Below are 25049 nucleotides of genomic sequence, written 5' to 3' on the forward strand. Positions count from 1 at the left end.
CCTCACGGACGCCGCCGCGCGCCTCTGCTAGCCTGAGCGCGCATGGCGACTGTGGCGGAACTGCGGGAGAAATTGCGGCGGCCCCTGAGCGCCGAACTGGCCGGCGGTTGCCAGAACCGCGTGGTGGCGGGCGGCGTGGAGCGGCTGCTGGCCTCGCCGCTGGGCAATCCCTTCCCGAAGGTGCGCGAGGCCCTGCGCGGGTACGCCGAACTGGACGGCCCGGAGCGGGAGGCGGCCCTGCGGGGAGCGCTGGCGCTGCTGGCCGACCCGGACGCCCCGAAAGCAGCCCCGAAACGCGCCGCGACCCGCACGGCCCCCCCGACCGCCGCGCCCGGCGAGCGCCTGCCGCTGGACGCCGAGATCGCCCGGCTGGACACCGGCCCCGGCGGGGCGCGCAAACTGCAATCCCTGGGCCTGCACACCGTCCGGGACGTGCTGCACGCCTACCCGCACCGCCACGAGGACCGCCGCGCCCTGCCGGACCTGTCGGAAGTCGAGGACGGCCAGAAGGTCACGGTGGAGGGCCGCGTGGTCGCCAAGTCCCGCCGCAGCCCGAAACCCGGCATGCAGATTCTGGACGTGACGCTGGAAACCCCGTCGGGCGGGCGGGTGAAGGCCACGTGGTTCAACCAGCCGTGGGTGGAAAAGCAGCTGCGGGAGGGCGCGCGGCTGGTCCTGACGGGCCGCGTGAAACGCTTCGGGCGCAGCGTGCAGCTGGGGGTCGAGCACCTGGAAACGGTGGACGGCGCGCAGGACAGCCTCAGTACCGGGCGGATCGTGGGCGTGTACGACAGCAAGGACGGCGTCTCGCAGGAATTCCTGCGCCGCGCCGCGCACCGCGCCCTGCTGGCCGCGCCGCTGGACGATTACCTGCCCGCCCACTGGCGGCAGAAGTACGCCCTGACCGACCTGGGAGACGCCCTGTGGGGCATGCACTACCCCGCCGACGAGGCGCAACTGGCCCGCGCGACCCACCGCCTGCGCTTCGACGAGTACCTGTTCCTGGAACTGCGCATGCTGCTGCAGGGTGAGGACGCCGTGCTGGAAGGCAAACGCTTCGGCGCGAAAAGTGAGGACATCCACACCTTCGAGGGTGCGCTGCCGTTCCGCTTCACGAACGCCCAGCGGCGCGTGCTGCTGGAAATCACGGACGACATGCGCAGCGACCGCCAGATGGCCCGCCTCGTGCAGGGGGACGTGGGCAGCGGGAAGACGGCCGTGGCCGCCTGCGCCCTGTACCTCGCCGTGCGCGACGGCTACCAGGGCGCGCTGATGGCCCCCACCGAGATTCTCGCCCGGCAGCACTACGCGAACCTCGTCGGGTACCTGGGCAAACTGGACGTGCGCGTGGGCCTGCTGATCGGCGCGATGACCCCCAAAACGAAACTGGAGATGCAGACCCGCATTGCCGAGGGCGACGTGGACGTCGTGGTCGGCACGCAGGCCCTGATTCAGGAGAACGTGCGCTTCGACAACCTCGGGCTGGCCGTCGTGGACGAGGAACACCGCTTCGGCGTGCAGCAGCGGCGCAGGCTCCTCGCGGGCCGCCCCGACGTGCTCGTCATGAGCGCCACGCCCATCCCCCGCTCGCTGGCACTCACCGCGTACGGCGACCTGGAACTCTCGATCATCGACGAACTGCCGCCCGGCCGCACGCCCATCGAGACGAAACTCGTGCAGGACACCGCCCGGCAGCAGGCGTACGGGTTCGTCATGCGCCAGATCCGCGAGGGACGGCAGGCGTTCGTCGTCACGGCCCTCATCGAGGAGAACGACACGCTGGAACTCCTGGCCGCCACGCAACTCGCCGACGACCTCAAGACCATCCTCCCCGAGGCGCGCACCGAGGTCCTGCACGGCAAGATGAGCGCCGCCGAGAAGGACTTCGTCATGGACCGCTTCCGCGCGCACGACTTCGACCTGCTCGTCTCCACCACCGTCATCGAGGTCGGCGTGGACGTCCCCAACGCCACCGTCATGGTCATCGAGAACGCCGAACGCTTCGGCCTCGCCCAGCTGCACCAGCTGCGCGGCCGCGTCGGCCGAGGCAGCGCCCAGAGTTACTGCGTCCTGATCGCCGGGGAGCACAGCAAGAAAACCCGCCAGCGACTCAAGATCATCGAGGGCAGCACCGACGGCTTCGTGATCGCGGAAGCCGACCTGAAACTGCGCGGCCCCGGCGAGATCCGCGGCACCCGCCAGAGCGGCATCCCGGACCTGCGCCTCGCGGACCTCGCCAACGACACCCAGATCATCGAACAGGCCCGCGAACTCGCCAAGCACATCCTCGCGCACGACCCCAGGCTGGAACACCCCCGCCTCCAGTACCTGCGCAGCGAGTTGCAGAACCGCAGCCAGAGCGTCGCCTACCGCGAAGTGATCTGATCAATGGTGCGCATTCATCACTTCAGGGCAGACCAGCAATGAACACGCCGTGTTGACCCCTCCCCCTTGAGGGGAGAGGCTGGGAGGGGGTGAGCAGGAATGGCGTCACAGAAGACGTTTCCCATGCTTGTCCCCTCTGCCGCTTGAACAGTGTCCGCACCATTGCTGATGCGGGCTCGGACTGCCCCCCGTCTACTTCGTGACGGTGAAGGGGAGGCTGTGCAGGGTGGGGTTGGGGCTGGCGGCCTCGGTGGAGTAGCGCAGTTCGTACTCGCCGGGCTGGGCGGGCAGGGTGAGTGCGCCGGGGTTGCCGTCCCTGGTGTAGAAGTAGTCGAGGTACGCGCCGACGGGGGCGCCCCTGGGAACGATGGTGACGTAGTCGCCGGGGTTGTTCGGGCCGGTCCAGTTCACCTGGATGGTGGTGCCGGCCTTGCCCTGGCGGGGGGCGCTGAGGCCGTACGCGGCGGCGGTCAGGCGGATGGGGGTGCTGGCGAGGGTGGGGTTGGGGCTGGCGGCCTCGGTGGAGTAGCGGATCTCGTACTCGCCGGGGGCGGGGGGCGTGGTGAGCGGGCCGGGGTTGCCGTCTTTCGTGTAGAAGTACGCGAGGTACGCGCCGACCGGGGCGCCCCTGGGGACGATGGTGACGTAGTCGCCGGGGTTGTTCGGGCCGGTCCAGCCGACCTGGATGCGGCTGCCGGCGGTGGCGGTGGGTGGGGCGGTGACGGCGTAGGCGCTGGCGGTCAGGGTGATGGGCGCGCGGGCCAGGACGCGGCCGGAGGTTTCGTTGTTCAGCCGGACCTCGTACGCGCCGGGGGCGGTGGGGGTGGTCAGGGTGCCGGGGTTGCCTTCTCTCGTGTAGAAGTAGCGGGTGTACGCGCCGGGGTCGGCGCTGGCGGGCACGATGGTGACGTAGTCGCCGGGGTTGTTCGGACCGGTCCAGCCCACCCGGATGGCGCTGCCGGCGGCGGCCGTGGCAGGCGCGGTGACGCTGGCGGCGGTGCGTTGCGGCGTGAAGGGGGCGCTGCGGCCGATGACGCGGGTGCTGCCGTCGGGGTTCGCCTGGTGGTAGCGGGCCTCGTGGGGGGCGGTGTCGTCGGGGACGGTCAGGGTGACGGTGCCGTCCGTGCCGGTCACGTACTCCCAGTCGAGGTAGGCGGCGTCGGGGTCGCCGGGGCGGGCGAGGGTGATCCAGGGGCGGCCGGTGGCGGCGGGCGCGCCGCTGAAGCTGACCGTGGCGCGGCCCCCGGCGGTGGGCGCGGCGGGCGTGACGGTCAGGGTGACGCGGCCGGTGGGGGTCAGGTCGAACGTGAAGCGGTTGGGGCTGCCGGCGCTGACGGTCAGGCCCGCGAAGGTGCGGGTGTCGGTGGCGGTGCTGACGGTGGCGGTGTACGCGCCGGGCGGGACGCTGGCCGCGTACGTGCCGCTGGCGGGGCTGAGGCTGGTGGCGCGGCCGCCGGTGCCGGTCAGGGTGACGGTGGGGCCGCTGGTGACGGGGTTGCCGCCGCTGGTGAGGGTGACGGTGACGGGCAGGGTCTGCGTGGCGGGCGGCGCGACCTGCGCGGTGGCCTGTCCGAGCGCGGCGGCGAGTTCGGGGGCGCTGCGGGTGTTCACGAAGGTGCCGACGCCGGCGAAGGCCTGCGCGGCGCGGTCGTTCAGGTCGATGCCGATCACGCGCAGCTCCACCTCGATGCCGCGTTCCCGGAAGGCTTTCAGGGCGTCCTGGAGGTTCCCGCCGCAGGATTCCAGGCCGTCCGTGACGAGCACAATGAGCTTCCGGCCGGGCGTGGTGGGGAAGTCGCGGGCGGCCTGCGTGAGCGCGTACACGATGGGCGTCGCGCCGCGCGGGCGGGTGCTGCGGACGGTGCCCAGCAGCGCGGCGCGGTCCACGCCGGTCATGGGGATGGTCAGGGCGCTGTCCTGGCAGGCGCCGGCGTCCCCGGCGTTCGTGCGGGCGCCGTACAGGCGCAGGCCCACGTTCAGGTCCGGGCGGTCGGGCAGGGCGGCGATCAGGTCGCTCAGGACGTCCTGCGCGGCGGCGATGCGGGTCTGCCCGCCGGGCAGGCGCGTGAACATGCTGCCCGAGGCGTCCAGGATCAGCTGCACGCTGGTGGGACCGGCCTGCGCGTGGGCGCTGCCGGCGGGGGTCAGCGCCCCGAGGAGCAGGGTGGCCGCGCCTCGCAGCAGGGCGGCGGTGCGGGGGGACCGGCGGCGGGCAGGGGCAGGTCTGGGCATGGGACTCCTTTTCAGGACCGGTGCGGGGCGGCGTCACCGGGCCGGGGCGAGGGCGGTCCAGGGGGATCTTCAGTGTACCGGTTCGGGCGCAGCGGCGGGCGTGGGGTGTGCCGGAATGGCCGGGGACATGAACGCCGCCGCTCCCGGCTGGGGCGGCGGCGGACAGGAACAGGGTTACCCGACGTCGGTGAGGATGGGAGAGCGGAAGCGGTCGTCGGGGGTGTACACCCAGCGGCGGCGGCTGAGCAGCGCGACGATGAAGCCGATCAGGGCGACGAGGCCCATGCGGCCCATGAAGTCCCAGTACTGCCCCTCGAAGGCGCCGAACATGGCGTGGCGCAGCGCGTTGATGACTTCCGTGACGGGAATCAGGTTGTGGATGGCCTGGAAGACGGGGCTGGAGAGTTCCACGGGGTAACTGCCGCCGCTCGCGGCGAGCTGCACGATCAGCAGGATCAGGGCCAGGACGCGCCCGGCCGGGCCGAACAGCAGGTTCAGGGCCAGAATCACGGTCATGAAGGTGACGGAGCCGGCGAGGCTGGTCAGCAGGACCTGGGTGGGGTTCATGAACTGCACGCCCATCAGGTGAACGCCGAGGACGACGATGCCGGCCTGTCCGGCGACGATCAGGAGGGGCACGCTGAGTTTGCGCAGGACGCGGGCGACCTGTCCGGTGTGGCGGCCGCTGTCGGGAATCAGCAGGAACGGGAAGATGAAGGTGGTCAGGGTCGCGCCGACCCAGAGGGCCAGGGCGATGAAGTACGGCGCGAAGGCGTTGCCGTTGTTGGGAACGTTCGCGAAGTCCTCGGTGTGGACCGTGACGCTGCGGGCCAGGCCGTCGGGGTCGCCGCCGAGCTGCTCGGTGTCGGTGGGGATCTTGTCGCGCAGCGTGACGAGGCCGTCCCGGAGTTGGCGGGCGCCGCTCTGCAGGTCGGTGGTGCCGGCGCGGAGGGTTCCTGCGCCCGTGGCGAGCCTGCGGGCGCCGGCGGCGAGCTGTTCGCTGCTGCTGGCGAGGGTGCGGCTTCCGCTGCTCAGGGCGCCCAGGTCCTGCTGGGCCGGGAGTCTGGCGGTGATCTGCCCGAGGGCGCTCTTGATCTTCAGGTTGCCGCTGACCAGGGTGTTCACGCCGCTCTGGAGGCGCCCGGCGCCGGCGGCGAGCTGGGTGGCGCCGGCGGCGGCCTTGCGGGTGTTGGCGGCGAGGGTGCCGGCGCCGGTGGCGAGGTCCTGGGCGCCGCTGCGGAGCTGGGTGGTGCCGGCCGCGAGCTGCCTGGCGCCGGTGGCGGCCTTCTGCGCGCCGCTCTGGGCGCTGGCGGTTCCGGCGGCGAGTTTCGCGGCGCCGGCCTGCAGCTGCGTGGCGCCGCTGTTCAGGTCGCCGAGGCCGCTGCTCAGGGCGGGGAGTTGCGTGGCGAGGGTCTGTGCGCCCCGGCTGGTGGCGGCCGAGGCGGCCTTCGACTGTTCGAGGCCGGTGGCGAGGCTGGCGGCGCCGGTCTGGAGGGTCTGGGCGCCCTGCGCGGCGGGGCTGCCTTTCAGGGCGCTGCCCAGGCTGGCCGCGCCGCTGGCGAGGGACTGCGCGCCGGTCTGGAGGGTGCCGAGGCCAGTGTCGAGTTTGCCGAGGCCGGTGGCGAGTTGCGCGGCGCCGTCGGAGGCCTGTTTCGCGCCCGCCTGGGCTTTTCCGAGGCCGCCACTCAGGCGTTCGGCGCCGGTCGCGAGGGCCTGAGCGCCGCCGTTCAGGTCGCCCAGGCCGCCGGCCAGGGCCGGGAGTTGCGCGGCGAGCTGCGAGGTGCCGGTGTCGACCTGGGTGGCGCCGCTGCCGAGTTTTCGGGCGCCGGCGGCGAGCTGGTCGCCGCCGCTGGCGAGTTTGCCGAGGCCGGTGGCGAGGCTACCGGCGCTGGTGCTGAGGGTGGCGGCGCCGCTGCGCAGCGGCGCGAGCTGTTTCTCGCCGGGGGCGGCGGCCTCGAGCTGGCGCAGGCCGCCGGAGAGGGTGCTGACGCCGCTGCTGAGGCGGCCCACCCCGGCGCTGAGGTCGCGGGCGCCGCCCGCGAGTTTGCCGGCGCCGCTGGCGAGGCTGGTGGTGCCGCCGGCGAGGGTGGCGGCGCCGCTGGCGAGGCGGCCGCTGCCGTCCAGGAGGGTCTGGGCGCCGTCGGCGAGTCGGCTGGTGGCGTCGTGCAGGTCCAGGAAGCCCTGCTGGACGTCGGCGAGGCTGTTCTGCACGACTTCCCAGCGGTTCTCGCCGAGGGTGGCGTTCAGGTCCTCGGCGATGGCGCTGGCGACGCGGTCGGAGACGGTGCTGGCGTAGTAGTTCAGGCCCGGGGCGCGGTACAGCTGGAGCAGGCCGTGTTCGCTGCTGCTGCCGCTCACGGCGCGGCGGCTGAAGTCGGCGGGGATGGTCAGGGCGAAGTACACGTCGCCGCGCCGGACGGCGGCCTCGGCCTGCGCCTGGGTGGGGTAGTGGCGGAACTGCACGGGGGGGTCCTTGTGCAGTTCGGTCAGGAGTTCACGGCCGACGTTGACCTGTTTGCCGCGTGAGACGGTGCCCTGGTCGAGGTTGACGAGGGCGGCGGGCAGGTCGGGCAGGTTACCGGCGGGGTCCCAGACGCTCATGAGGTACACGCCGACGTAGATGAGTGGCACGAACAGGAAGGCGGCGGCGGCGGCCCACATGATGGGGTAGCGCCACAGGCTGCGTTCGGCGGGGGTGAGGGTGCGGTAGTCGCGGTTCAGGGTGCGCCGGGTGGGTTGTTCGGGTGGAGGGGGTTGGTTCATGCGGACCTCTGTGGGGGGGCGGGCGGGCGGGGCCGTGGAGGGTCAACAGCTTCGTGACACTCTGTCAGTAGCCGGAGTATGCGGGACGCCGCGCGACCTGTCAACCGACGAAGTGTCAGGTGACAGAGTGTCAGCTAAGGTGTACACTGCGGACATGCAGACCCTCGCCTCCGCCGGGAGCCGCCGCCGCCTCCCCTCCGCCGACCGAAGGCAACAGATCCTCAGCGGCAGTGAGTCCCTGTTCACCGCCCGCGGCTTCGAGGCCGTCACCATGGGCGACATCGCCCGGACCATCGGCGTCTCCCGCCCCACCATCTACAGCTACTTCACCTCCACCACCGACATCCTCGCCGAACTGCTCACCGCGCGCCTGCACGACCTCGAAGAGCGCCTCGCCCCGCTGCTGGCCGAGATTCACAGCGGGGAACGCGCCCGCCCCTTCGCCGCGATCCTCCACGAACTCGTGCAGGACCAGGCGCTGTTGACCCTGCTCCAGAGCGGCAGCGGCCCGGCCTTCACCCGCCGCCGCCAGCAGGTCCTCGCGGACCTCGAACAGCGCCTGCACGCCCACCTGCCCAGCCCGGGGCCCCGCACCCCCTACCTGCTCACCTGCATCACCATCCTGCTGCACGGCGCGGCCGCCCACGCCGTCAACGCCCAACTGGACCCCGCCGCCACCGCGCAGCTGGCCAACACCCTGGACCTCCTGCTCAACACGGGCGTGCAGGCCTTCACGGCGTCGCCCGCCCCCACCGCCTGCTGAACCCTCACGCGGCCTTCATCCCCCTGGCCCCACGCGCCTGTGACAAAGCTGTGTGGACCACCCTCTACACTGATCCCATCAGCGCACACAATCCAGTAGGCGGGCCGGGTGAAGTCCGCAGCGCCAGGAGGCTGAATCCCACACAGGTTCAGCCTCACTTTCTGCCCGGTCGCGCGGCGCCCTCCCGCCGCCGGGACCTCCCCAGCCGGATTGTCCTTTATGCTTCAGCCCCCACGCCGGCCCGCCTTCTATGCTGGGCAGCATGACGCCGGACCTCCGCTCCCCCGCCCACCCCGCCCCGCCCGCCTCCCTCCAGGGCCAGCACGTCCTGGTGACCGGCGCCACCGGCGGCATCGGCCTGATCACCGCCCGCGAACTCGCCGCGCGCGGCGCGCACGTCACCATCGTGGGCCGTCACCCCGAACGGACCCGCGACGCCGCCCGGCAGACCGGCGCGCACGACACCCTCCTCGCGGACCTCTCGGAACTCGCGCAGGTGCGCCGGGCCGCGCAGGAGTACACCGACCGCCACGGCCGCCTCGACGTTCTCGTGAACAACGCCGGGGCCTTCAACGCCCGCCGCGCCGAGACCCGCGAGGGCATCGAACAGACCTGGGCGCTCAACCACCTCTCCCCCTTCCTGCTGACCCGCGAGCTGCTGCCCCTGCTGCGCCAGAGCGCCGCGCCGCGCGTCGTCACGGTCGCGTCGGCCGCGCACGCCATGGGCCGCGTCCGCTTCGACGACCCGGAATTCCGCCGCGGGTACGGCGGCTGGGCCGCGTACGCCCAGAGTAAACTCGCCAACATCCTGTTCGCGCGGGAACTGGCGCGGCGTGAACCCGGCCTCCGCAGCAACAGCCTGCACCCCGGCATGGTCGCCACGGGCTTCGCGCACAACAACGGCGGGCTCGTCAGTCAGGCATACCGCGTCGTCGACCGCTTCGCCATCACGCCCGAGCAGGGTGCGCAGACCAGCATTCACCTCGCGGCCGACCCGGTCACGGTGTCCGGGCGGTACTTCAGCGAGTCCCGCGAGGTCACGCCCGCCCCGCAGGCCCAGGACGACGGCGCGGCCTTTCGCCTGTGGATTCTCAGCGAGGGCTACCTCGACTGACCGTCCCGCGCCGCCGACGGCTGCCGGTTCACAGCAGCATGCGGTTGAGTGATACGGCCTGCCGTTTGTTTCGTTAACAGATCGGAACACCACCGATCTGTCAACTCCACGTCCGGAACCCGCCCAGCTCCCACCCGCTTCGCTCGGACCCAGCGGGCTTTGCAGCCCATTCAATCGGAGTCCGTATCAGGCCTCGCGGACGTAGCCGTTCTTGATGAAGTCCTGCACCATGGGTTCCATGTCATGCAGGGCCACGTCGGAACGCAGGGCGTACTCGGCCGGCGAGAGGCGCTCGCCCAGCGCCCGCAGGAACGCCAGGCCGGCCGGCCCGTGCTGCGCGCGGAAGGTCTGGTGCAGGCCAGTGATGGCGTTCAGGGCGTCCCGGCCGCGCAGGGTCATGGCGTAGTGGTGGTGGGCCCAGCCGGCCAGACTGCGCGGCAGGATCAGCGTCTGCGGGCGCAGCGGCGCCGGGAAGGCCCCCTCGTACGGCAGGGTGGCCGGCATGGTCGCGACGATCTCGCCGCGCAGGTAGTAGATCGCGCCGGTCGGTCGGGCGTGCAGTCCCGTGAAGTCCTCGGTCAGGTTGAACTTCCAGGCGCGCGACCCGATCCCGCTCAGGACGTGCGCCAGGGTGGGCGGCAGCGGGTGGGCGCTCAGGGCGGCTCCCTGCTCGTAGAGGTTCAGCAGTTCGCCGAGGGCCTGCTCGCCGGTTGCGCTCGCGGCGGCGGCCGTGACGGTGCGGCCCTCGAACAGCAGCACGAACGCGCTGTGCTCGCCCAGCGTGGCGTGCAGGTACCCGAACCAGGCCTGCTCGTGCAGGTACTTCAGGAAGGCGTGCAGGTCGCAGAAGTGCTGGGTCAGGCCGGTGTGGGTGGGCGGCGCGTGCGGCAGGAAGCGCGCCAGGAAGGGGGCCGCGCCCGGAAACATGGGCGTGAGTTCCGGGATGAGTTCCGCGAGGTCCCCGGTCCCGTCGGGGGCGTTGCCCGGCCCGGCGGACGGAAGCTCGATCGGCTGGACCTGCGGGGTTGCGGTCGGTTCGGTCATGGCGTCCTCGGGGATGGGAGTCTGGGCGGGGTCCGGGCCCTCTCCGGATGGAACGGAGCGGGGCGCGGCGCGGCGCTTGTCCTTCACGCGGCGCTCCGGGCGGGGTGCGGGCGTGGAGAGGACCGGCTGGCCCTGTCCGCCGTCACCGGCACGGACGGACGCCGTGTCACAGGCCGTCCACCCGCAAAAGCGGCCCGGCCGGGCTGGACGGTTCCGGGGTGTCGTCAGGCAGCAGCGTGAGCCCCTGGCGGAAGCGGGCGGCGTTCTGCACGTAGCGGGCCGCGTTGCCGCCGCCCGGCGCGGGCCGCACCACCCGCGCCGGAATCCCGACGGCCAGCATGCCGTCCGGCACGTGCACTCCCTCCGGCAGGACCGCGCCGGCCCCCAGGACCGCGCCGGCCCCCAGACTGGAGCCGCTGAGCATCACGGCGCCCATGCCGACCAGACTGCCTGGTCCGCAGATGGCGCCGTGCACGATGGCGCGGTGACCGACCGTGACGTGGTCGGTCAGGATGCAGGGCCAGCCGGCGTCCGTGTGCAGCACCGCGCCGTCCTGAACGTTGCACGACGGGCCGACGGTGATGGCTTCGAGGTCGCCGCGCAGCACGGCGCCGAACCAGACGCTGGCGTGCGCCGCGACCGTGACCTGACCGATGATGTCGGCGCTGGGCGCGGTGAACGCGGTGGGGTGAATGTGGGGGACGTGCCCGTCCAGGGCGTAGCGCGGCATGCTGTGTTCCTCCGGGGGCCGCGCGGGCGGTGACGGTGACGCCGGCTCGGGAGGGCCGGGGTTGTCGGTGGCACACGCGGCGGGTGTTGAACTGGGTGTCAGCCTAGCATGACCGGCCGCGCCGCCACAGCGCCTGCACGGCGCCGGCCCTCCCCGGCGGCGGGGCCGGGTGAGGCAAATCTGCGCATGTCCCCCGGGAAGTCATGCGATACTTCTGAGGTCTCAAAATTCGTGCCATCTGTTGGGTCCGGCCCAGAGGGTGGGATACCAGGCAGCGGATTCTTGAGATGCAAGGAGAGTTATGGCTCAAGGTCGAGTGAAGTGGTTCAACGTTGAAAAAGGCTACGGATTCATCGAGCACCCCGGCAACCCCGACGTGTTCGTGCACTACAGCGCCATCCAGAGCGGCGGGTTCCGCAAGCTCAACGAGGGTGACGAGGTGGAGTTCGAAGTGGAAGCCGGCCAGGGCAGCAAGGGCCCCCAGGCCAAGAACGTGGTCGTCACCAACGCCGCGCCCGCCCCGATGGGCGGCGGCATGGGCGGCAACCGCGGCGGCAGCCGCTGGTAATTGCCGGCTGAGGCTCCCCCGCGGAGCCTGACCGGACCTTCTGTTCATCGCAGCGGACGCGCCGTCGTCCGCTGCTCGCCTTGAGTCCCCCGCCGGGTGTCGGGAGTGGTGCGCCGCCACGGACCTGCGCGGCGGGCAGATGCGCTCACGCGGCCCGCGCGGAGCCCGTAGCATGACGGTCATGAGCGACGCCGCCTCCCCCGTCCGGTCCGAGCAGGTCTCCCCCGTACCGGACCCACCGGGGGTTTCCGGACGGCACGGTCCGCTGACCGGCCATCCCGCACCGGACCGGCCCAGCCTGAACCGCTACCCCGTGTCGTTCACGGGATCGGCCAGCGAGTACTTCCGGCTGTGGATCGTGAACACGGCGCTGACGGTGGTCACGCTGGGCATCTACCTGCCGTGGGCGCGGGTGCGCAACCGGCAGTACTTCTACGGGCACACCTGGGTGGACGGGCAGAACTTCGAGTACCGGGCCAATCCGCTGAAGCTGCTGCGGTCCTACGTGGTGGTGGGGGCGCTGTTCGGGGCGTACACCCTGAGCCAGCAGAGTGAGCGGTGGTGGTGGCTGTCGGCGCTGCTCGCGCTGGTGTTCGCGCTGCTGTACCCGTGGCTGGTGGCGCAGTCCATGCGCTTTCAGGCCGTGAACACCACGCACCGGGGGCTGCGCTTTCACTTCGACGGCAGCGTGAAAGGCGCGTACGTGGCGTACGGCGCGGCGAACGTGGCGGCCAGTCTCAGCGGGGGGCTGGCGCTGCCCTGGGCGTGGTTCATGCAGCGCCGGTATCAGGTGAACAGCCTGTCGTACGGTTCGGCACGCGGGCATTTCCGGGGGGACGTGGCGCCCCTGTACCTGATCGCGCTGACGGGCGTGGGCCTGCTCGTCGGGGCGGGGCTGCTGCTGGCCGTGCCGGCAGTGGTGGCGCTGGTGGCGTGGCTGGCCGGGAGTGGCTTCGATCCGGACAGCATGGACTGGGAGAACCTGGGAACGGGAGGAGCGGCTCTGTTCTTCGTCGCGGCGGCGTACGTGATCCTGGTCGCGCTGAACGGCGTGGCGTGGCAGTACGTGCGGGCGGCGACCATGCGGTACGTGCTGAACAACACGGAACTGGGCGGCGTGGTCCGGACGGGCGCGACCTTCAATCCCTGGCGGGTCGTGTGGATCAGCGTCTCGAACGGCGCGGCGCAACTGCTGACGCTGGGCCTCGCGACTCCCTGGGCCGCGGTCCGCCGCACCCGGTACCTGCTGGCGGGTGTCAGTGTGCGGGCCATCGCGCCGCTGGACGACTTCGCGGCGGGCACCTCGGGCCCCGAGTCGGCGCTGGGTGAGGCCGCCACCGAACTGCTGGACATCGGGCTGGGCTTCTGACGTGCCGGACCTGAACACCCCGGATCAGACCGCGCCAGCCGGGCAGGGCGTGCAGGGCGTGTTCTTCGACGGGCGCAGCAGCCGCGACCACCCGGCCACGCTGCACCTGGGCGCAGACGGCGTGACGGTACGCCTGGAGGGACGGGGCGACCATCACTGGCGCGCCGGTCAGGTGACGGCGGAAGCGGCGCTGCCCGGCGTGCGCCGCAGCCTGGGCTTCCCGGACGGCAGCCGCTTCGAGACCGACGACCACGCCGCCGTGCGCGCCTGGGAGCGGCGGCATGGCCGCCAGCGCCTGCTGGGCGGCGTGGGGCAGCTGGAGGCCAGCTGGGGCGCTGCGCTGGGCGCGGTGGCCGTGACCGGGGCGCTGCTGTGGGGCTTCGTGACGTTCGGCGTGCCGGTGCTGGCGCGGCAGGCGGCGGCCGTGACGCCCGCAGGCGTGCTGGCCGCCTTCGACCGCGAGACCCTGCAGGTGCTGGAGGGCCGGGACCTGATCGGCCCGAGTGCGCTGGGCGCGGCGCGGCAGGCGCAGTTGCAGGCGGCGTTCCGGGACGTGAGCAGCTGGGCGGGCGGCGGGTACGGGTACCGGCTGCTGCTGCGTGACGGTGAGCCGGGCGGCGCGGGCATCGGCGCGAACGCCTTCGCGCTGCCGAACGGGACGGTCGTCATGACCGATCAGCTGGTCGCGCTGGCCCGCAGTGACCGGGAACTGGCTGGCGTGCTGGCGCACGAGGTGGGGCACGTCACGCACCGGCACGGGCTGGCCAGCGTGTACCAGGCGCTGGGGTTGTCGCTGATCCTCACGGCGCTGACCGGGGACGTGGTCAGCGCCTCGACGTTCGCGGCGGCCGTGCCGGTCGCGCTGGTGCAGGGCGGGTACTCGCGGGCCGCCGAGACGCAGTCTGACGCGGTGGCCGCCCGCTTCATGCTGGAACGCTACGGCAGCACGCAGCCCCTGCGGACCATCCTGGCGCGGCTGGAAGCCCAGGACACCGGGCCGGACCTGCCGGACCTGCTGGGCACGCACCCCGGCACGGACGCCCGCATCGAACACCTGAAGCAGCTGGAGGACGCCGCCCGCTGACCTGCCGGCATCCCGGGACGCACCTGGGATGCACTACGCTCTGGGGCGTGAAGTTCACGGTTCTGTCCACCAGTCTCGACCCGGAAAGCCGCAGCGCGTGGCTGTGCGCCCTGGCCGCCGCGCAGCTGCGGGCGCAGGGGCACGAGGTCACGTTCCTCGACCTGCGGACCGATCCGCTGCCCCCCTTCGACAACGTGCAGGGGCCCGGCGGATGTTACGCGCACCCGAACGCGGCGCGGTACCACGCGGCGGTTGCCGGGGCGGACGGTGTGTTCCTGGGGGTGCCCGTGTACAACTGGGGGCTGGGGTCCGGCGCCAGGGCGCTGGTGGAACTGACGGGCAGCAGCGACGCGGCGCGCGGCCTGCACGGCGCGTGGTTCGATAAGCCCGTGACGTTCCTGGTGTCGGGCGGGCTGGACCACGGGTACCTGAGTCACGGGGCGTTCGCGTTCGGGCTGATGGTGGATTTCCGCTGCGTGGTGAACCCGCACTTCGTGTACGCCACGTCCGCGCACTGGGACGCGCCGGAGGTGCCGGGCGAGTGGCTGCGGGCGCGGCTGTCGCGCACCGTGGACCGGGGCGTGGACCTGTCGGCGCGGCTCTCGGGGCGTGACTACGCCAGCGTGTGGGAACTGTGACCGCGCCGGACGCCCCCGGCCCTCGCGCGCCGCTGCTGCCCCCCACCGAACGCCCACGGGTGATCGTGGAACACCCGGACTTCTACGTGGTGCACAAGCCCGCGCTGTGGCTGACCCATCCGGTCCGGGCGCGGGTGGACGTGCCGGACCTGCTGACGTTCATGCAGCGCACGACCGGCGAACCGGACCTCGCGCCGCCGCACCGCCTGGACCGCGAGACCAGCGGCGCGCAGCTCCTGACCCGGGACCGTGAGGCGGCGCAGCGGTTCTTCACGCTGTTCAAGACGCACCTGGTCGGCAAGACGTACCTGGCGATCGTGCACGGCTCGCCCGACTGGGAGCGGCGCACGCTGGACGGCCCGCTGGGTGACCTGGGGCTGGGCGGCGCGAACCGTATCGCCATCCGGCAGGCGGTCGTGCCGGACGGCAAGCCGGCCGTGACGGACTTCCGGGTGGTGGCCCGCCGGGCCGGGCACGCCCTGATCGAGGCGTACCCGCGCAGCGGGCGCCTGCACCAGATCCGCGCGCACCTGTCGCACCTGGGGTTGCCGATGGTGGGGGACAAACTGTACGGCCGTGATCCGGACGTGTTCCTGGCGTTCATGGAGACCGGGCAGACGCCGGAACTCACGGCGCGGCTGGGGCTGGCGCGTCAGGCGCTGCACGCGGCGCGCGTGGCGTTCCCGTGGGCGGGGACGCAGGTTGTGGCCGAGGTGCCGCTGGCTCCGGACCTGCAGGCGTACTGGGACGCCCTGCCGGCCCTGCCCTGAAGGGCCGCCGCCGGCGGGGGGGTGGGGCGGCGTGACCGGCGGCCCTTGCCAAATGCCGAAATCCGACTATCCTGATCGGGAATGATCCAGCAGGGTCGGAGGCACCGGATGGAAGAACGCACCCTTGATCAGCTGAGTCCCGGACAGACCGCGCACGTCGTGTCCCTCGACCCCCGCCACCCGCTGCGCCGCCGCCTGCTCGAACTGGGATTCGTGCGGGGCGCGCCCGTCACCGTGGTCCGCCGGGCGCCGCTGGGCGACCCGCTGGAACTCCGCCTGAACGGCACGGCCCTCGCCCTGCGACTCGCGGACCTGCACGGCATCCGGGTGCGCCTGTGACCACCCCGCTGATCCCGCCTCCCCTGCCGGACCTCGGCGGCCTGCACCGGCCAGATGCCGCCGCGTGCGCCGCCACCGTCGCCCGCCTGCAGGCCGCGCGGGAGCCGCGCGTGGTCGTGGTCGGCAACCCCAACGTCGGCAAGACCACCCTGATCAACGCGGTCGCCGGCACGCGCCTGAAGGTCGGGAACTGGTCCGGCGTGACGGTCGAGAAACGCGAGGCCCACCTCAGCCACGCCGGACGCAGCGTGCACCTGCTGGACCTGCCCGGCGCGTACTCGCTCAGTCCGCACACGCCCGAGGAACTGATCGCCCGCACCGCCCTGCTCGACGAGGCCCCGGACGCCGTCATGAACGTGCTGGACGCCGGGAACCTGGAACGCAACCTGTACCTCACGCTGCAACTCATGGATTTCGGACTGCCGGTCGCCGTCGCGCTGAACCTCGTGGACGAGGCCCGCGACAAGGGCCTGACCGTGGACGCCCGGGCGCTGTCACGGGCGCTGGGCGTGCCGGTCATCGAGACCGTCGCCAGCCGCAGCGTCGGCACCGCAGACCTGATGAGCGGCGTGCTGGACCGCGCGACGCTGGGCGTCGCCGTGCGCTACCCCGGTCCCATCGAACTGGCCGCGCAGGACCTCACGTCCCGCATGTCGGGCCTGAGCACCCTGCCGCCGCACGCGCACCGTTACCTGGCGCTGGCACTGCTCGAGGGCGACCCCAGCGTGCGGGGACGGCTGGCCGCGACCGGTCACCAGCCGCTGCTGGACGCTGCCGACGCGCACGCCGCCACCCTGGAGGCCCAGGGACTCGATCCGCTGATCGAGATCGCCGAGGCCCGCTACGCCCGCGCGGGCGAACTGGCACGCGCCGCCGTGCCGCAGGCCCTGGCCCGCCGGACCTTCAGCGAACGGCTCGACCGCCTGACCCTTCACCCGCTGCTGGGCATTCCGCTGTTCCTGGCGCTGGTGCTGCTGGTGTTCCGCCTGACCTTCAGCGTGGCCTCGCCGTTCGTGGACCTGATCGGCGGGCCGCTGCAGGACATCCTGAGCGGGTGGGCGTCGGCCGGGCTGGCGTGGTTCCCGCTGGCACGCGACCTGGTGGTCGGGGCGATCATTCCGGGCGTGGGCACGGTCCTGAGCTTCCTGCCGACGCTGCTCGTGCTGTATCTCGCCATGAGCTTCCTGGAGGACAGCGGGTACATGGCCCGCGCCGCCTTCCTGATGGACCGCGCCATGCGCGGCGCCGGGCTGGACGGCCGGGCGTTCATTCCGCTGATCCTGGGCTTCGGGTGCAACGTGCCCGCCGTGTACGCCACCCGCACCCTGGAGCGCCGCAGTGACCGGGTACTGGTCAGCATGATCCTGCCGTTCATGAGCTGCTCGGCGCGCCTGCCGGTGTACGTGGTGTTCGCCGCCGCGCTGTTCCCCCGCGCGGGCAGCTGGCTGGTGTGGGGCCTGTACGTGCTGGGCATGGCGGTGGCGTTCCTGTTCGCGCTGATCCTGCGCCGCACGTCCCTGCCGGCCGAGGGGGGCGGCGTGCTGCTGGAACTCCCGCCGTACCGCTTCCCGGCGTGGCGGGTCCTGTGGAAGCACGCGTGGCGGCGCACCGCGAGTTTCGCGCGCCGCGCCCGCACCACCGTCATGGGCACCGTGGCCGTCGTGTGGCTGCTGCTGGCCCTGCCCGCCGTGAACGGTCAGAAGTTCGCGACCGTGCCCCCGCAGGAGAGCCTGTTCGGGGTGGTCAGTCAGGCCGTGTCGCCGATCTTCGCGCCGCTGGGCTTCGGGAACTGGCAGGCGACCGGGGCGCTCGTGCCGGGCTTCATCGCCAAGGAGGTCGTCGTGGGCACCCTGGGGCAGATCTACCTGGGTGAGCAGGCCGCCGCGCCCGCACCGCTGGGCCTCGTGGCCGGAATCACGCAGACGCTGGGGGCCACCTGGGACGCCGTGAAGGCCAGCGTGTCGGCCCTGCCGACCGTGCTGGCCCTGCCCAGCCTGAGCGCCGATGCCAGCACCGACACGCAGACGCCGCTGGCCGCCGCGCTCTCCCGCGCGTTCACGCCCGCCAGCGGCCTGGCGTACCTGGTGTTCGTGCTGCTGTACACGCCGTGCATCGCCACGGTCGGGGCGATGGCGCAGGAGCACGGGCGGCGCGTCGCGTGGGTGACGGTCGCGTACCAGCTGGCCACCGCCTGGGTCGTGGGCCTGATCGTGTACCAGATCGCGTCGAGGGTCCTGTGATACGGATTCCGTTTGTTTCGTTAACAACCCGGGACAGCACCGGGTTGCCAACTCCACGTCCGGAACCCGTTTCTCTCCTTCTCGCTTCGCTCGGATTGAACGGCTTTGTAAGCCATTCAATCGGAGTCCGTATGACACGGGCGCGTACGTCCGGGGCGGCGTTCGCATGAGCGCCTCGCCACTGGCGGGCATCCTGAACGCCATTGCCGGGCAGCCGCGCACGCCCGCCGAACTGGCCCGCGACCTGGGCAGCAGCGAGGGCGCCCTGAACGGCATGCTGCGCACCCTGCAGGGCGGCGGGTACGTGCAGGAGGCCGCACAGACCACGGACGGCTGCGAGTGCGGCCCCTGCGCCCTGAAAAGCATGTGCCGCAACGCCGGTCAGGACGCCCCGCCCCTGCACCTGCTGCGGCTCACGCCGCGCGGCGAGGCGTACCTGCGCCGCCTGAATCCGCAGGGCCACTGACCGCGCCGCGCCGCCCGCTCCGTCGCGGCCCGGCGTGGGCCGTTCATTCCGGCGCGGACGGAGGGGCGGCGGCCCGTATACTCGCCGCAACATGACTGCCAACTTCTCTGCTCCGCGCGTCAGTCCGTGGGTGCTGTCCGCGTTCTGGTTCGGCACGGCCTTCCACTGGCTGCTGCTGCTGCTCGTCCTGATGCCCGCCAACGTGCTCGAATTCGTCGGTCCGGACCGTAAGGGCACCTACGCGGGCGCACTGACCGCCATCGGCGCGGTCATGGCGCTGGTCATCCCGCCGCTCGTCGGGGCGCACAGCGACCGCAGTGGCCGGCGCGTGCCGTACCTGCGTCTGGGCGTGGGCGTGAACATCGCCGGGCTGGCCGTCATGGCGGCCGCCGTGACCCTGCTCGGCGGCATGACCGGCTTCTGGGTGTACGTGCTGGGCTTCCTGCTGGTGCAGTTCGGGAACAACTACGCGACCGCGCCGTACTCCGCCCTGATTCCGCAGCTCGTACCGCCCGAGCAGCGCGGCCGGTACAGCGGCGTGATGGGCATGCTCCAGGCGGCCGGGCAGTTGCTGGGCGCCGTCAGCGCCTTCGCGGTCGGGATGCTGCACCTGCCGTCCGCGGTGTCGTTCGTGCTGATCGGCGTGTTCCTGCTCGTGCCGGCGCTGGTCACCATGCGCGGCGTACCGGACGACGCCGCGCCCGCCCCGGCCGGCACGCGGCCCGCCCCCTGGCAGTCGCTGTTCACCTACCGTCCGTTCCTGTGGGTGTTCGTCACGCGCGTCCTGTTCGCGCTGGGACAGTACTCGGTGCAGCCGTTCCTGCAGTACTACAACGCCGACGTGCTGGGTCAGAAGGACCCGGCGACCTCCAACTCGATCATGCTGGCGTGCATCATCGTGGCCAGCATCGTCTCGGCGCTGATCGGCGGGCGGATCAGTGACCGGGTGGGCCGCAAACCCGTCATCTACGTGGCGGGCACCACCATGGCGGCCGCCGCGCTGTTGCTGCTGGTCGTGCCGGGCTTCGGGGCGGCGCTGCTGCTGGCCGTGGTGTTCGGCCTGGGCTTCGGGGCGTTCACCAGCGTGGACTGGGCGCTGGGCAGCGACGCCATGCCCAGCCAGAGCAGTTTCGCGCGTGACATGGGCATCTGGCACGTGGCGTTCGTGGCCCCGCAGTTCATCGGTGGGCCGCAGGGCGCACTGCTCGACTGGGGGAACGCACGCGGCGACAACCTGGGGTACACGCTGGTGTTCGGGATTGCCGCCGCGTTCTTCATCCTGGGCGTGCTGCTCGTCCGGAACGTTCCGGAAACCCAGCGCGGGCCGCGCCCCGCCCCGGCCTGACCGCGCGGCCCGGCAACCCGCTCCGTCCGGCAGCGGGGAAGGTGGGCCACTTCCGGACGGGCGGGCTCCTCATGCGGCGTGCAGCGTTCCTTCAGGGGAGGTTGGGCGAGGATTCACACGGTACGCGCCGTCCCAGTCGCCCCGGCCGGGGGCGTGAGAGGGTGCGGGCATGACTGACTCCACCCACCCCGCGACCCGTCAGGAAGCCGTGAAGACGCTCGCCGGTCTGATCAAGGAAGTGCATTTCGCGATGCTGACCGTCCAGACCGGCGCTGGCCACCTGCACGCCCACCCCATGACCACCCAGCAGGTCGAGTTCGACGGTGACATCTGGTTCATCGGCAGCAGGGACAGCGAACAGGTGCGGGACATGGCGGCCCGCCCGCAGGTGAACGTCAGTTACTCGAATCCTGACAAGGGCGTGTACGTCAGCGTGTACGGCACGGCGAAACTGGTCGAGGACCGCGCGAAGCTCGACGAACTCTGGAGCGACTTCTATCAGACGTACTTCCCGCAGGGCAAGGAAGACCCGAACATCCAGCTGATTCAGATTCACGCGGGCGGCGCGGAGTACTGGGAGGGCAACGGCAAGATCCGCAGCCTGCTGGAATTCGCGAAGGGACTGGTGGGCGGCAAGCCCGACATGGGCGAGAACGAGACCGTCCGACTCTGATCCAGCCGGCCGTCCGCACCAGACGGCCGGCTGGTCCGTTCACAGCCCGCCACCGCACCGGGTTGCCCCCTTCACGCCTTTCAGTCCGTCTCTCCCCCACTCCGCGGGGCAGCTCTCCCACCCGCTCCGAAGGAATGGTTCGCACACCCATCCCGTCGGAGTCCGTATCAACCGCAGGTCGTATCATACGGACTCCGATTGAATGGGCTGCAAAGCCCGCCGGGTCCGAGCGAAGCGAGTGGGAGCTGGGCGGGTTCCGGACGTGGAGTCGGCAATCCGGTGCTGTCCCGGGTTGTTGGCGAAACAAACGGAATCCGTATCAGCCTCGCAATTCGCAGACAGCCGCGTCGTGGCCTACCCGACGCGGCTGGTGCATTCCTGCCGGCCCCTTCCGGAACCGGAAGAGGAGCGCCTCCCCCTCTTCGTGTCGGCCCGGACCGTTACCCGCAGCGAGGTTTACTTCAGTTCTTTGATGACGGCGTTGTTGAGGTTCGTGGCGCCCTCGTTGGCGTACACGATCAGGCTGGTCTGCGCGGCCACCCGCTCGTCGAGGACGACCGTGTAGCCGTTCGCCCGGGCGACCTTCGCGACGGCGGCGTTCATCTTCGTGCCCACGGGCCTGAAGGCCTCGTCAATGCGTTTGGCGTAGTCGGCGCGGGCCGCCGCATACGCCTGCTGCGCCTTGGTGAGGGCGGCGCGGTCGGCGGCAGTGGCGGTCTTCGCGGCGAGGGCCTGCACGCTCTTCTGTTTCGCGGCGAGGTCACTGGCGGCCCGGGCGTTCAGGTCCAGGTAGGCCTTGGCGCTGGGCATGGCTTTCACGACGGTCTGGACGTTCAGGATACCGACGCGGTTCTTGCTCTGCTGGGCGTGAGGCACGGTGGTGAGCAGGGCCAGCGGGAGGATCAGCATGATTCGGTTCAAGGTGGGGTCTCCTGTGGGGCGTGCGGGACGCGGCTGGCCCCGCAGCGAGTACCGCGCGGGGCCAGCTTCAGGTCAGGGGTGGCCGCGCGTGGGCGCCGGGCCTGGGATTACTTGACGGCTTTGGCGACGGCGTCCGTCAGTTCGCTGGTGGGGTCGGCGTAGATGACCAGTCCGCTCTTGGAGGCCACGTCGCGGTCCATGACGATGGAGAAGCCGTTGCTCTTGGCGACGGTGTTGATGGCGGTGTCGACGGCCTTCTCGACGACGCTGATCTTGGGCGCGAGCTGCTTGTCGTAGGCGTCGGCCTTGCTCTTGATGGTGGCGACCAGCTGCTCGCGGGTCTGTTTCTCGGCGGCGGTGGCGCCGGCGCCCTTGGCGTCGATGGCCTTGACCTGCTTGTCGAGCGCGGTGAGTTCGTCGTCGGCCTTCTTCTGGATGGCCTGGATTTCCTTGTCGCCCGGGTGTGCGGAGAGCAGTTTGGAGACGTCCACGAACCCGACCTTCTGGGGGGTGGTCTGGGCGTGCGGCGCGACGGTACCGAGGCCATACGCGGCCACGAGGGCCAGGGGGGCCAGGATCTTGGCGTTGATCTTCATGTCGCGCACCGTATCACGCGCGTTTCTGAGCCGAATGAAGGTGACCTGACGCGCTTCACACGTGCTTTCCATTCAGGTCGGGGCGGGTGCGGGCGGGACGCTCGGCTCGGGGAGCACATGTAGACTGCGGGTATGCTCGTTCGCGACTGGATGACCCCTGATCCGATCACCGTGACCCCCGGCACGCCGGTGATGGACGCCCTGAAACTCCTGAAAGAAGGTGGATTCCGCCGCCTGCCGGTCATGGACGGTGACCGGCTGGTGGGCATCACGACCCGCAAGGACCTGAAGGACGCCATGCCCAGCAAGGCCACGACCCTGAGCGTCTGGGAACTGAATTACCTGCTGAGCAAACTGACGGTCGAGGAGATGATGGCCCGCCCGGTCATCACGGCCGCCGAGGGCGAGTACATGGAGGACGCGGCGCTGCGCATGCAGGAGCATCACGTGGGGGGCCTGCCGGTCCTGAACGACGCGGGCCGCCTGAGCGGGATCATCACGACCATGGACGTCCTGCGGGCCTTCACGGGCATCCTGGGCATGCGCGAGGGCGGGCAGCGCCTGACGCTGGACATGCCGGACGTGCCGGGCAGCCTGGAACGCGCGACCGGGGCGATCCTGCCGAGCAACATCATCAGTGTCGCCACGTACGGCGGCGAGAACGGCCGGCGGCGCTTCGTGATGCGCGTCAGTGGCGAGGGGCTCAAGGACGTGCGTGAGCGGGTGCGGGCCACCGGTATCGACGTGCTGGACTGATACGGACTCCGTTTGTTTCGTTGACAGATCGGAACACCACCGATCTGCCAACTCCACGTCCGGAACCCGTTTCTCTCCTGCTCGCTCCGCTCGGATTGAATGGCCTTTGCAGCCCATTCAATCGGAGTCCGTATGAGCGGTGACAGCCAGGCGGCCCGGTGCGATGAACACCGGGCCGCCTGGCTGTTCGCTGCGCAGCCGCCTACAGCAGGCTGATGGCGTACTCGCCCATCAGGCGTGGGATGTTCACGCCGGTGGTCGCCACGGAGTTCTTGAATTCCATGGTGTGGTTGATCTCGATGATCTTCAGGCCGCCCCACCCGTTCTGGGCACCCGGGTCCTCGACGAGGTCGATGGCGACGATCTGCCCGTGGACGGCGGCGGCGGCCCGCACGGCGAGGTCGGCGATTTCGGGCGTGACGGGGCAGTTGCTGGCTTTCGCGCCGCGCGCGGTGTTGGTGATCCAGTGTTCGCTGGTGCGGTAGATCGCGCCGATGCACTGCCCGCCCACCACGAAGGCGCGGATGTCCCGGCCGGGCTTGTTGATGAGTTCCTGCACGTAGAAGATGCCGTGCTGCGGGCCGCCCAGGACTTCCTTGTGCTCGATGACGGCCTCGGCGGCGGCGCGGTCGTTCAGGCGGCTGACCATGCGGCCCCACGAGCCGACGGTGGGTTTCAGGACGACCGGGTAGCCCATCTCCTCGATGAGGGTCAGGGCCGCGTCGCCGTCGAAGGCCACGCCGGTGCGGGGGGTGGGCAGGCCGTGGGCGTGCAGGGCGGCGTTGGTGGCGAGTTTGTCGCCGCACAGTTCGATGACGTGCGCGGGGTTGATGACCTTCACGCCGAAGCCCTCGAGGGCGCGGGTGACGCCGTGGCCGCGGCTCTGGCTGACGCAGCGTTCGATGGCGACCTTCCAGGGCACGCCCGGGCGGCCCTGCTCGTCGAAGGTGACCTTCAGCTGGGGCGTGTAGACCTTGTCGTAGGGCACGCCGAGGTCGTCGAGGGCCTCGAAGAGCATCTTCTCGTCGGGGCGGATGCGGTCGTACAGGACGGCGAGGTCGGCCATGCTGGGTGTCCGGGGTTGGTGACCTTGCAAGGGCGCGCGGTCAGGTGTTCCGTCGGAACGGCCTGACCGCGTGCCCTGGCAGGGTCACTCGCCCCAGTCCTCCGCTTCCTGCGGGGCGGCTTCGAGGCGGGGCGGTTCGATGGACACGACCTCGTATTCCATGCCGGTCTCATCGTCGGTGACGAGTTCGCCGAGTTCGGGGTTGGTCAGTTCGATGATCGCACCGGTATCCGGGTTTTCAAATTGAATGGTAGCCATATTCACTCCTTACGTTTGATAGGTTAGCTCACTGAATATCTGGCGTTCGCAATTGTATAGACATCATCGATGTCAGCTGCCGCGCTCCTCGTCCATCAACTCCAGCGCCACCAGCCCCTTGCAGTGCGGACACGACACCACGCTCACCTCCGCGCCGTCCAGCACCTGCACCGGCGCGGCCGCCAGCAGGTCCTCGGTCACCTCGAACTCCTCACCGCAGTTCGGGCAGGTCGTCATCTCACCCAGCAACTCCAGGTCGAAGTCCTCACCCTCACCGTTGCGGGTCACCTCCATCTCCGAATGGCAGGAATCGCACACGATCACGTCCCCCACCATCAGCTCGGCACGGTCCTCGTCCGTCAGTTCCAGCACTTCCGCACACACGGGGCATTCAATCTCCAGGGTCGCCATACCCCCAGTGTAGGACGCCCGGTTCAGGCGGGCTCGCCGGGAAAACGCCCGTGCTTCTTGAAGAACGCCAGGATGCTTCCCTCCGCCAGCGCCTCACGCAGGAACTCCGGCGGCGGCGGCAACTGCACCGTCCCGCCCGCGTACGTCAGGACGCCCGTGGGCACGTCCAGGGACACCTCCGCACCGTCCTCCAGCAGTCCGGTCAGGTCGTACTCGAACGCCGGGATGCCCAGGTTCAGGAGGTTGCGGTAGTGGATCCGCGCGAAGCTCGGCGCGACGATCCCGCCCACCTGCAACTTCTTCAACGCCTGCGGGGCGTACTCACGGCTGCTGCCCAGGCCCCAGTTACGCCCCCCGATCAGCACGTCACCGGGCCGCACGGATGCCGCGAACTCCGGGCGGATGTAATGGAACGCGAACGTCTGAAACACGTCCTCGCCCGCCATGAACGGCGCGAACTTGCCCGGCAGGATGTCGTCCGTGTTCACGCTGTCGCCAAATTTCCAGATTCTCGGCAT

24 protein-coding genes are annotated in these 25049 nt (G+C 71.0%); 14 read left to right on the top strand and 10 right to left on the bottom strand.

The features are described from left to right. Positions 1-42 precede the first annotated feature (42 nt). Positions 43-2385: an ATP-dependent DNA helicase RecG gene (gene recG / locus ABDZ66_RS15895; RefSeq protein WP_343760977.1), complete on the top strand. Its 2343-nt coding sequence runs from the start codon at positions 43-45 to the stop codon at positions 2383-2385. Between the two features lie 192 nt (positions 2386-2577). On the opposite strand, the gene ABDZ66_RS15900 is transcribed toward recG, so the two are convergent. Next, positions 2578-4617 carry a VWA domain-containing protein gene (locus tag ABDZ66_RS15900; RefSeq protein WP_343760979.1) on the bottom strand — a complete coding sequence of 680 codons (2040 nt, stop codon included), beginning with the start codon at positions 4615-4617 and terminating at the stop codon, positions 2578-2580. 174 nt (positions 4618-4791) lie between these two features. Then, entirely contained in the window at positions 4792-7380 is a 2589-nt protein-coding gene (locus tag ABDZ66_RS15905) for a YhgE/Pip domain-containing protein (protein WP_343760981.1), read from the bottom strand. Positions 7381-7534: 154 nt separating this feature from the next. Between ABDZ66_RS15905 and ABDZ66_RS15910 the strand changes: the two genes are divergently transcribed. Together ABDZ66_RS15910 and ABDZ66_RS15915 are read left to right on the top strand one after the other, a co-directional pair. Then, positions 7535-8143, top strand: coding sequence for a TetR/AcrR family transcriptional regulator (locus ABDZ66_RS15910; protein WP_343760983.1), 609 nt, complete (start codon positions 7535-7537; stop codon positions 8141-8143). Between the two features lie 262 nt (positions 8144-8405). After that, the gene (locus tag ABDZ66_RS15915) at positions 8406-9257 is read left to right on the top strand and encodes an SDR family oxidoreductase (RefSeq protein WP_343760985.1); all 852 of its coding nucleotides are present in this window, start codon (positions 8406-8408) and stop codon (positions 9255-9257) included. A gap of 186 nt (positions 9258-9443) precedes the next feature. On the opposite strand, the gene ABDZ66_RS15920 is transcribed toward ABDZ66_RS15915, so the two are convergent. Together ABDZ66_RS15920 and ABDZ66_RS15925 are read right to left on the bottom strand one after the other, a co-directional pair. Further along, the gene (locus tag ABDZ66_RS15920; protein WP_343760987.1) at positions 9444-10388 is read right to left on the bottom strand and encodes a hypothetical protein; all 945 of its coding nucleotides are present in this window, start codon (positions 10386-10388) and stop codon (positions 9444-9446) included. Positions 10389-10467: 79 nt separating this feature from the next. Continuing rightward, positions 10468-11031 carry a gamma carbonic anhydrase family protein gene (locus ABDZ66_RS15925; protein WP_343760989.1) on the bottom strand — a complete coding sequence of 188 codons (564 nt, stop codon included), beginning with the start codon at positions 11029-11031 and terminating at the stop codon, positions 10468-10470. Positions 11032-11332: 301 nt separating this feature from the next. Here ABDZ66_RS15925 and ABDZ66_RS15930 point away from each other — a divergent pair, with 301 nt between their 5' ends. From ABDZ66_RS15930 to ABDZ66_RS15975, 10 genes are all read left to right on the top strand, one after another. Continuing rightward, the gene (locus ABDZ66_RS15930) at positions 11333-11599 is read left to right on the top strand and encodes a cold-shock protein (RefSeq protein ID WP_088247704.1); all 267 of its coding nucleotides are present in this window, start codon (positions 11333-11335) and stop codon (positions 11597-11599) included. A gap of 181 nt (positions 11600-11780) precedes the next feature. Further along, entirely contained in the window at positions 11781-12968 is a 1188-nt protein-coding gene (locus tag ABDZ66_RS15935; RefSeq protein WP_343760992.1) for a YjgN family protein, read from the top strand. Between the two features lies 1 nt (position 12969). Beyond that, entirely contained in the window at positions 12970-14052 is a 1083-nt protein-coding gene (locus tag ABDZ66_RS15940) for a M48 family metallopeptidase (RefSeq protein ID WP_343760994.1), read from the top strand. A gap of 47 nt (positions 14053-14099) precedes the next feature. After that, entirely contained in the window at positions 14100-14690 is a 591-nt protein-coding gene (locus ABDZ66_RS15945; RefSeq protein ID WP_343760997.1) for an NADPH-dependent FMN reductase, read from the top strand. Then, the gene (locus tag ABDZ66_RS15950; protein ID WP_343761000.1) at positions 14687-15460 is read left to right on the top strand and encodes an RluA family pseudouridine synthase; all 774 of its coding nucleotides are present in this window, start codon (positions 14687-14689) and stop codon (positions 15458-15460) included. The genes ABDZ66_RS15945 and ABDZ66_RS15950 overlap by 4 nt, the downstream gene beginning before the upstream one ends. Before the next feature lie 108 nt (positions 15461-15568). Next, positions 15569-15799 (top strand): FeoA family protein, encoded by a 231-nt coding sequence (locus tag ABDZ66_RS15955; RefSeq protein ID WP_343761002.1) that lies wholly within the window; start codon positions 15569-15571, stop codon positions 15797-15799. Beyond that, on the top strand, positions 15796-18039 hold the full coding sequence (gene feoB, locus ABDZ66_RS15960; RefSeq protein ID WP_343761004.1) for a ferrous iron transport protein B: 2244 nt from the start codon (positions 15796-15798) through the stop codon (positions 18037-18039). The genes ABDZ66_RS15955 and feoB overlap by 4 nt, the downstream gene beginning before the upstream one ends. Before the next feature lie 166 nt (positions 18040-18205). Continuing rightward, a complete protein-coding gene (locus ABDZ66_RS15965; protein ID WP_343761008.1) occupies positions 18206-18505 on the top strand; it encodes a helix-turn-helix domain-containing protein in 300 nt (99 codons plus the stop codon). Between the two features lie 91 nt (positions 18506-18596). Further along, entirely contained in the window at positions 18597-19850 is a 1254-nt protein-coding gene (locus ABDZ66_RS15970) for an MFS transporter (protein WP_343761010.1), read from the top strand. 169 nt (positions 19851-20019) lie between these two features. Beyond that, a complete protein-coding gene (locus tag ABDZ66_RS15975) occupies positions 20020-20523 on the top strand; it encodes a pyridoxamine 5'-phosphate oxidase family protein (protein WP_343761012.1) in 504 nt (167 codons plus the stop codon). Between the two features lie 456 nt (positions 20524-20979). Here the strand turns inward: ABDZ66_RS15975 and ABDZ66_RS15980 are convergent, their stop codons facing one another. Further along, positions 20980-21444 carry an OmpH family outer membrane protein gene (locus ABDZ66_RS15980; RefSeq protein ID WP_343761014.1) on the bottom strand — a complete coding sequence of 155 codons (465 nt, stop codon included), beginning with the start codon at positions 21442-21444 and terminating at the stop codon, positions 20980-20982. A 107-nt stretch (positions 21445-21551) separates the two neighbouring features. Beyond that, positions 21552-22040: an OmpH/Skp family outer membrane protein gene (locus ABDZ66_RS15985; protein WP_343761016.1), complete on the bottom strand. Its 489-nt coding sequence runs from the start codon at positions 22038-22040 to the stop codon at positions 21552-21554. A 132-nt stretch (positions 22041-22172) separates the two neighbouring features. Here ABDZ66_RS15985 and ABDZ66_RS15990 point away from each other — a divergent pair, with 132 nt between their 5' ends. Then, a complete protein-coding gene (locus tag ABDZ66_RS15990; RefSeq protein WP_343761018.1) occupies positions 22173-22796 on the top strand; it encodes a CBS and ACT domain-containing protein in 624 nt (207 codons plus the stop codon). Between the two features lie 202 nt (positions 22797-22998). Here the strand turns inward: ABDZ66_RS15990 and lysX are convergent, their stop codons facing one another. The 4 genes from lysX to ABDZ66_RS16010 form a co-directional block, all read right to left on the bottom strand. After that, complete coding sequence (lysX, locus tag ABDZ66_RS15995; RefSeq protein WP_343761020.1) at positions 22999-23862, bottom strand: lysine biosynthesis protein LysX; 864 nt, start codon at positions 23860-23862, stop codon at positions 22999-23001. Between the two features lie 84 nt (positions 23863-23946). Continuing rightward, on the bottom strand, positions 23947-24120 hold the full coding sequence (gene lysW / locus ABDZ66_RS16000; protein WP_343761022.1) for a lysine biosynthesis protein LysW: 174 nt from the start codon (positions 24118-24120) through the stop codon (positions 23947-23949). A gap of 72 nt (positions 24121-24192) precedes the next feature. Continuing rightward, positions 24193-24531 (bottom strand): hypothetical protein, encoded by a 339-nt coding sequence (locus ABDZ66_RS16005; protein WP_343761024.1) that lies wholly within the window; start codon positions 24529-24531, stop codon positions 24193-24195. A gap of 23 nt (positions 24532-24554) precedes the next feature. Continuing rightward, positions 24555-25049, bottom strand: a complete 495-nt coding sequence (locus ABDZ66_RS16010) for a LeuD/DmdB family oxidoreductase small subunit (protein WP_189053541.1) — start codon at positions 25047-25049, stop codon at positions 24555-24557.

The sequence above is a fragment of the Deinococcus depolymerans genome (genome assembly GCF_039522025.1).
Classification (GTDB): domain Bacteria; phylum Deinococcota; class Deinococci; order Deinococcales; family Deinococcaceae; genus Deinococcus; species Deinococcus depolymerans.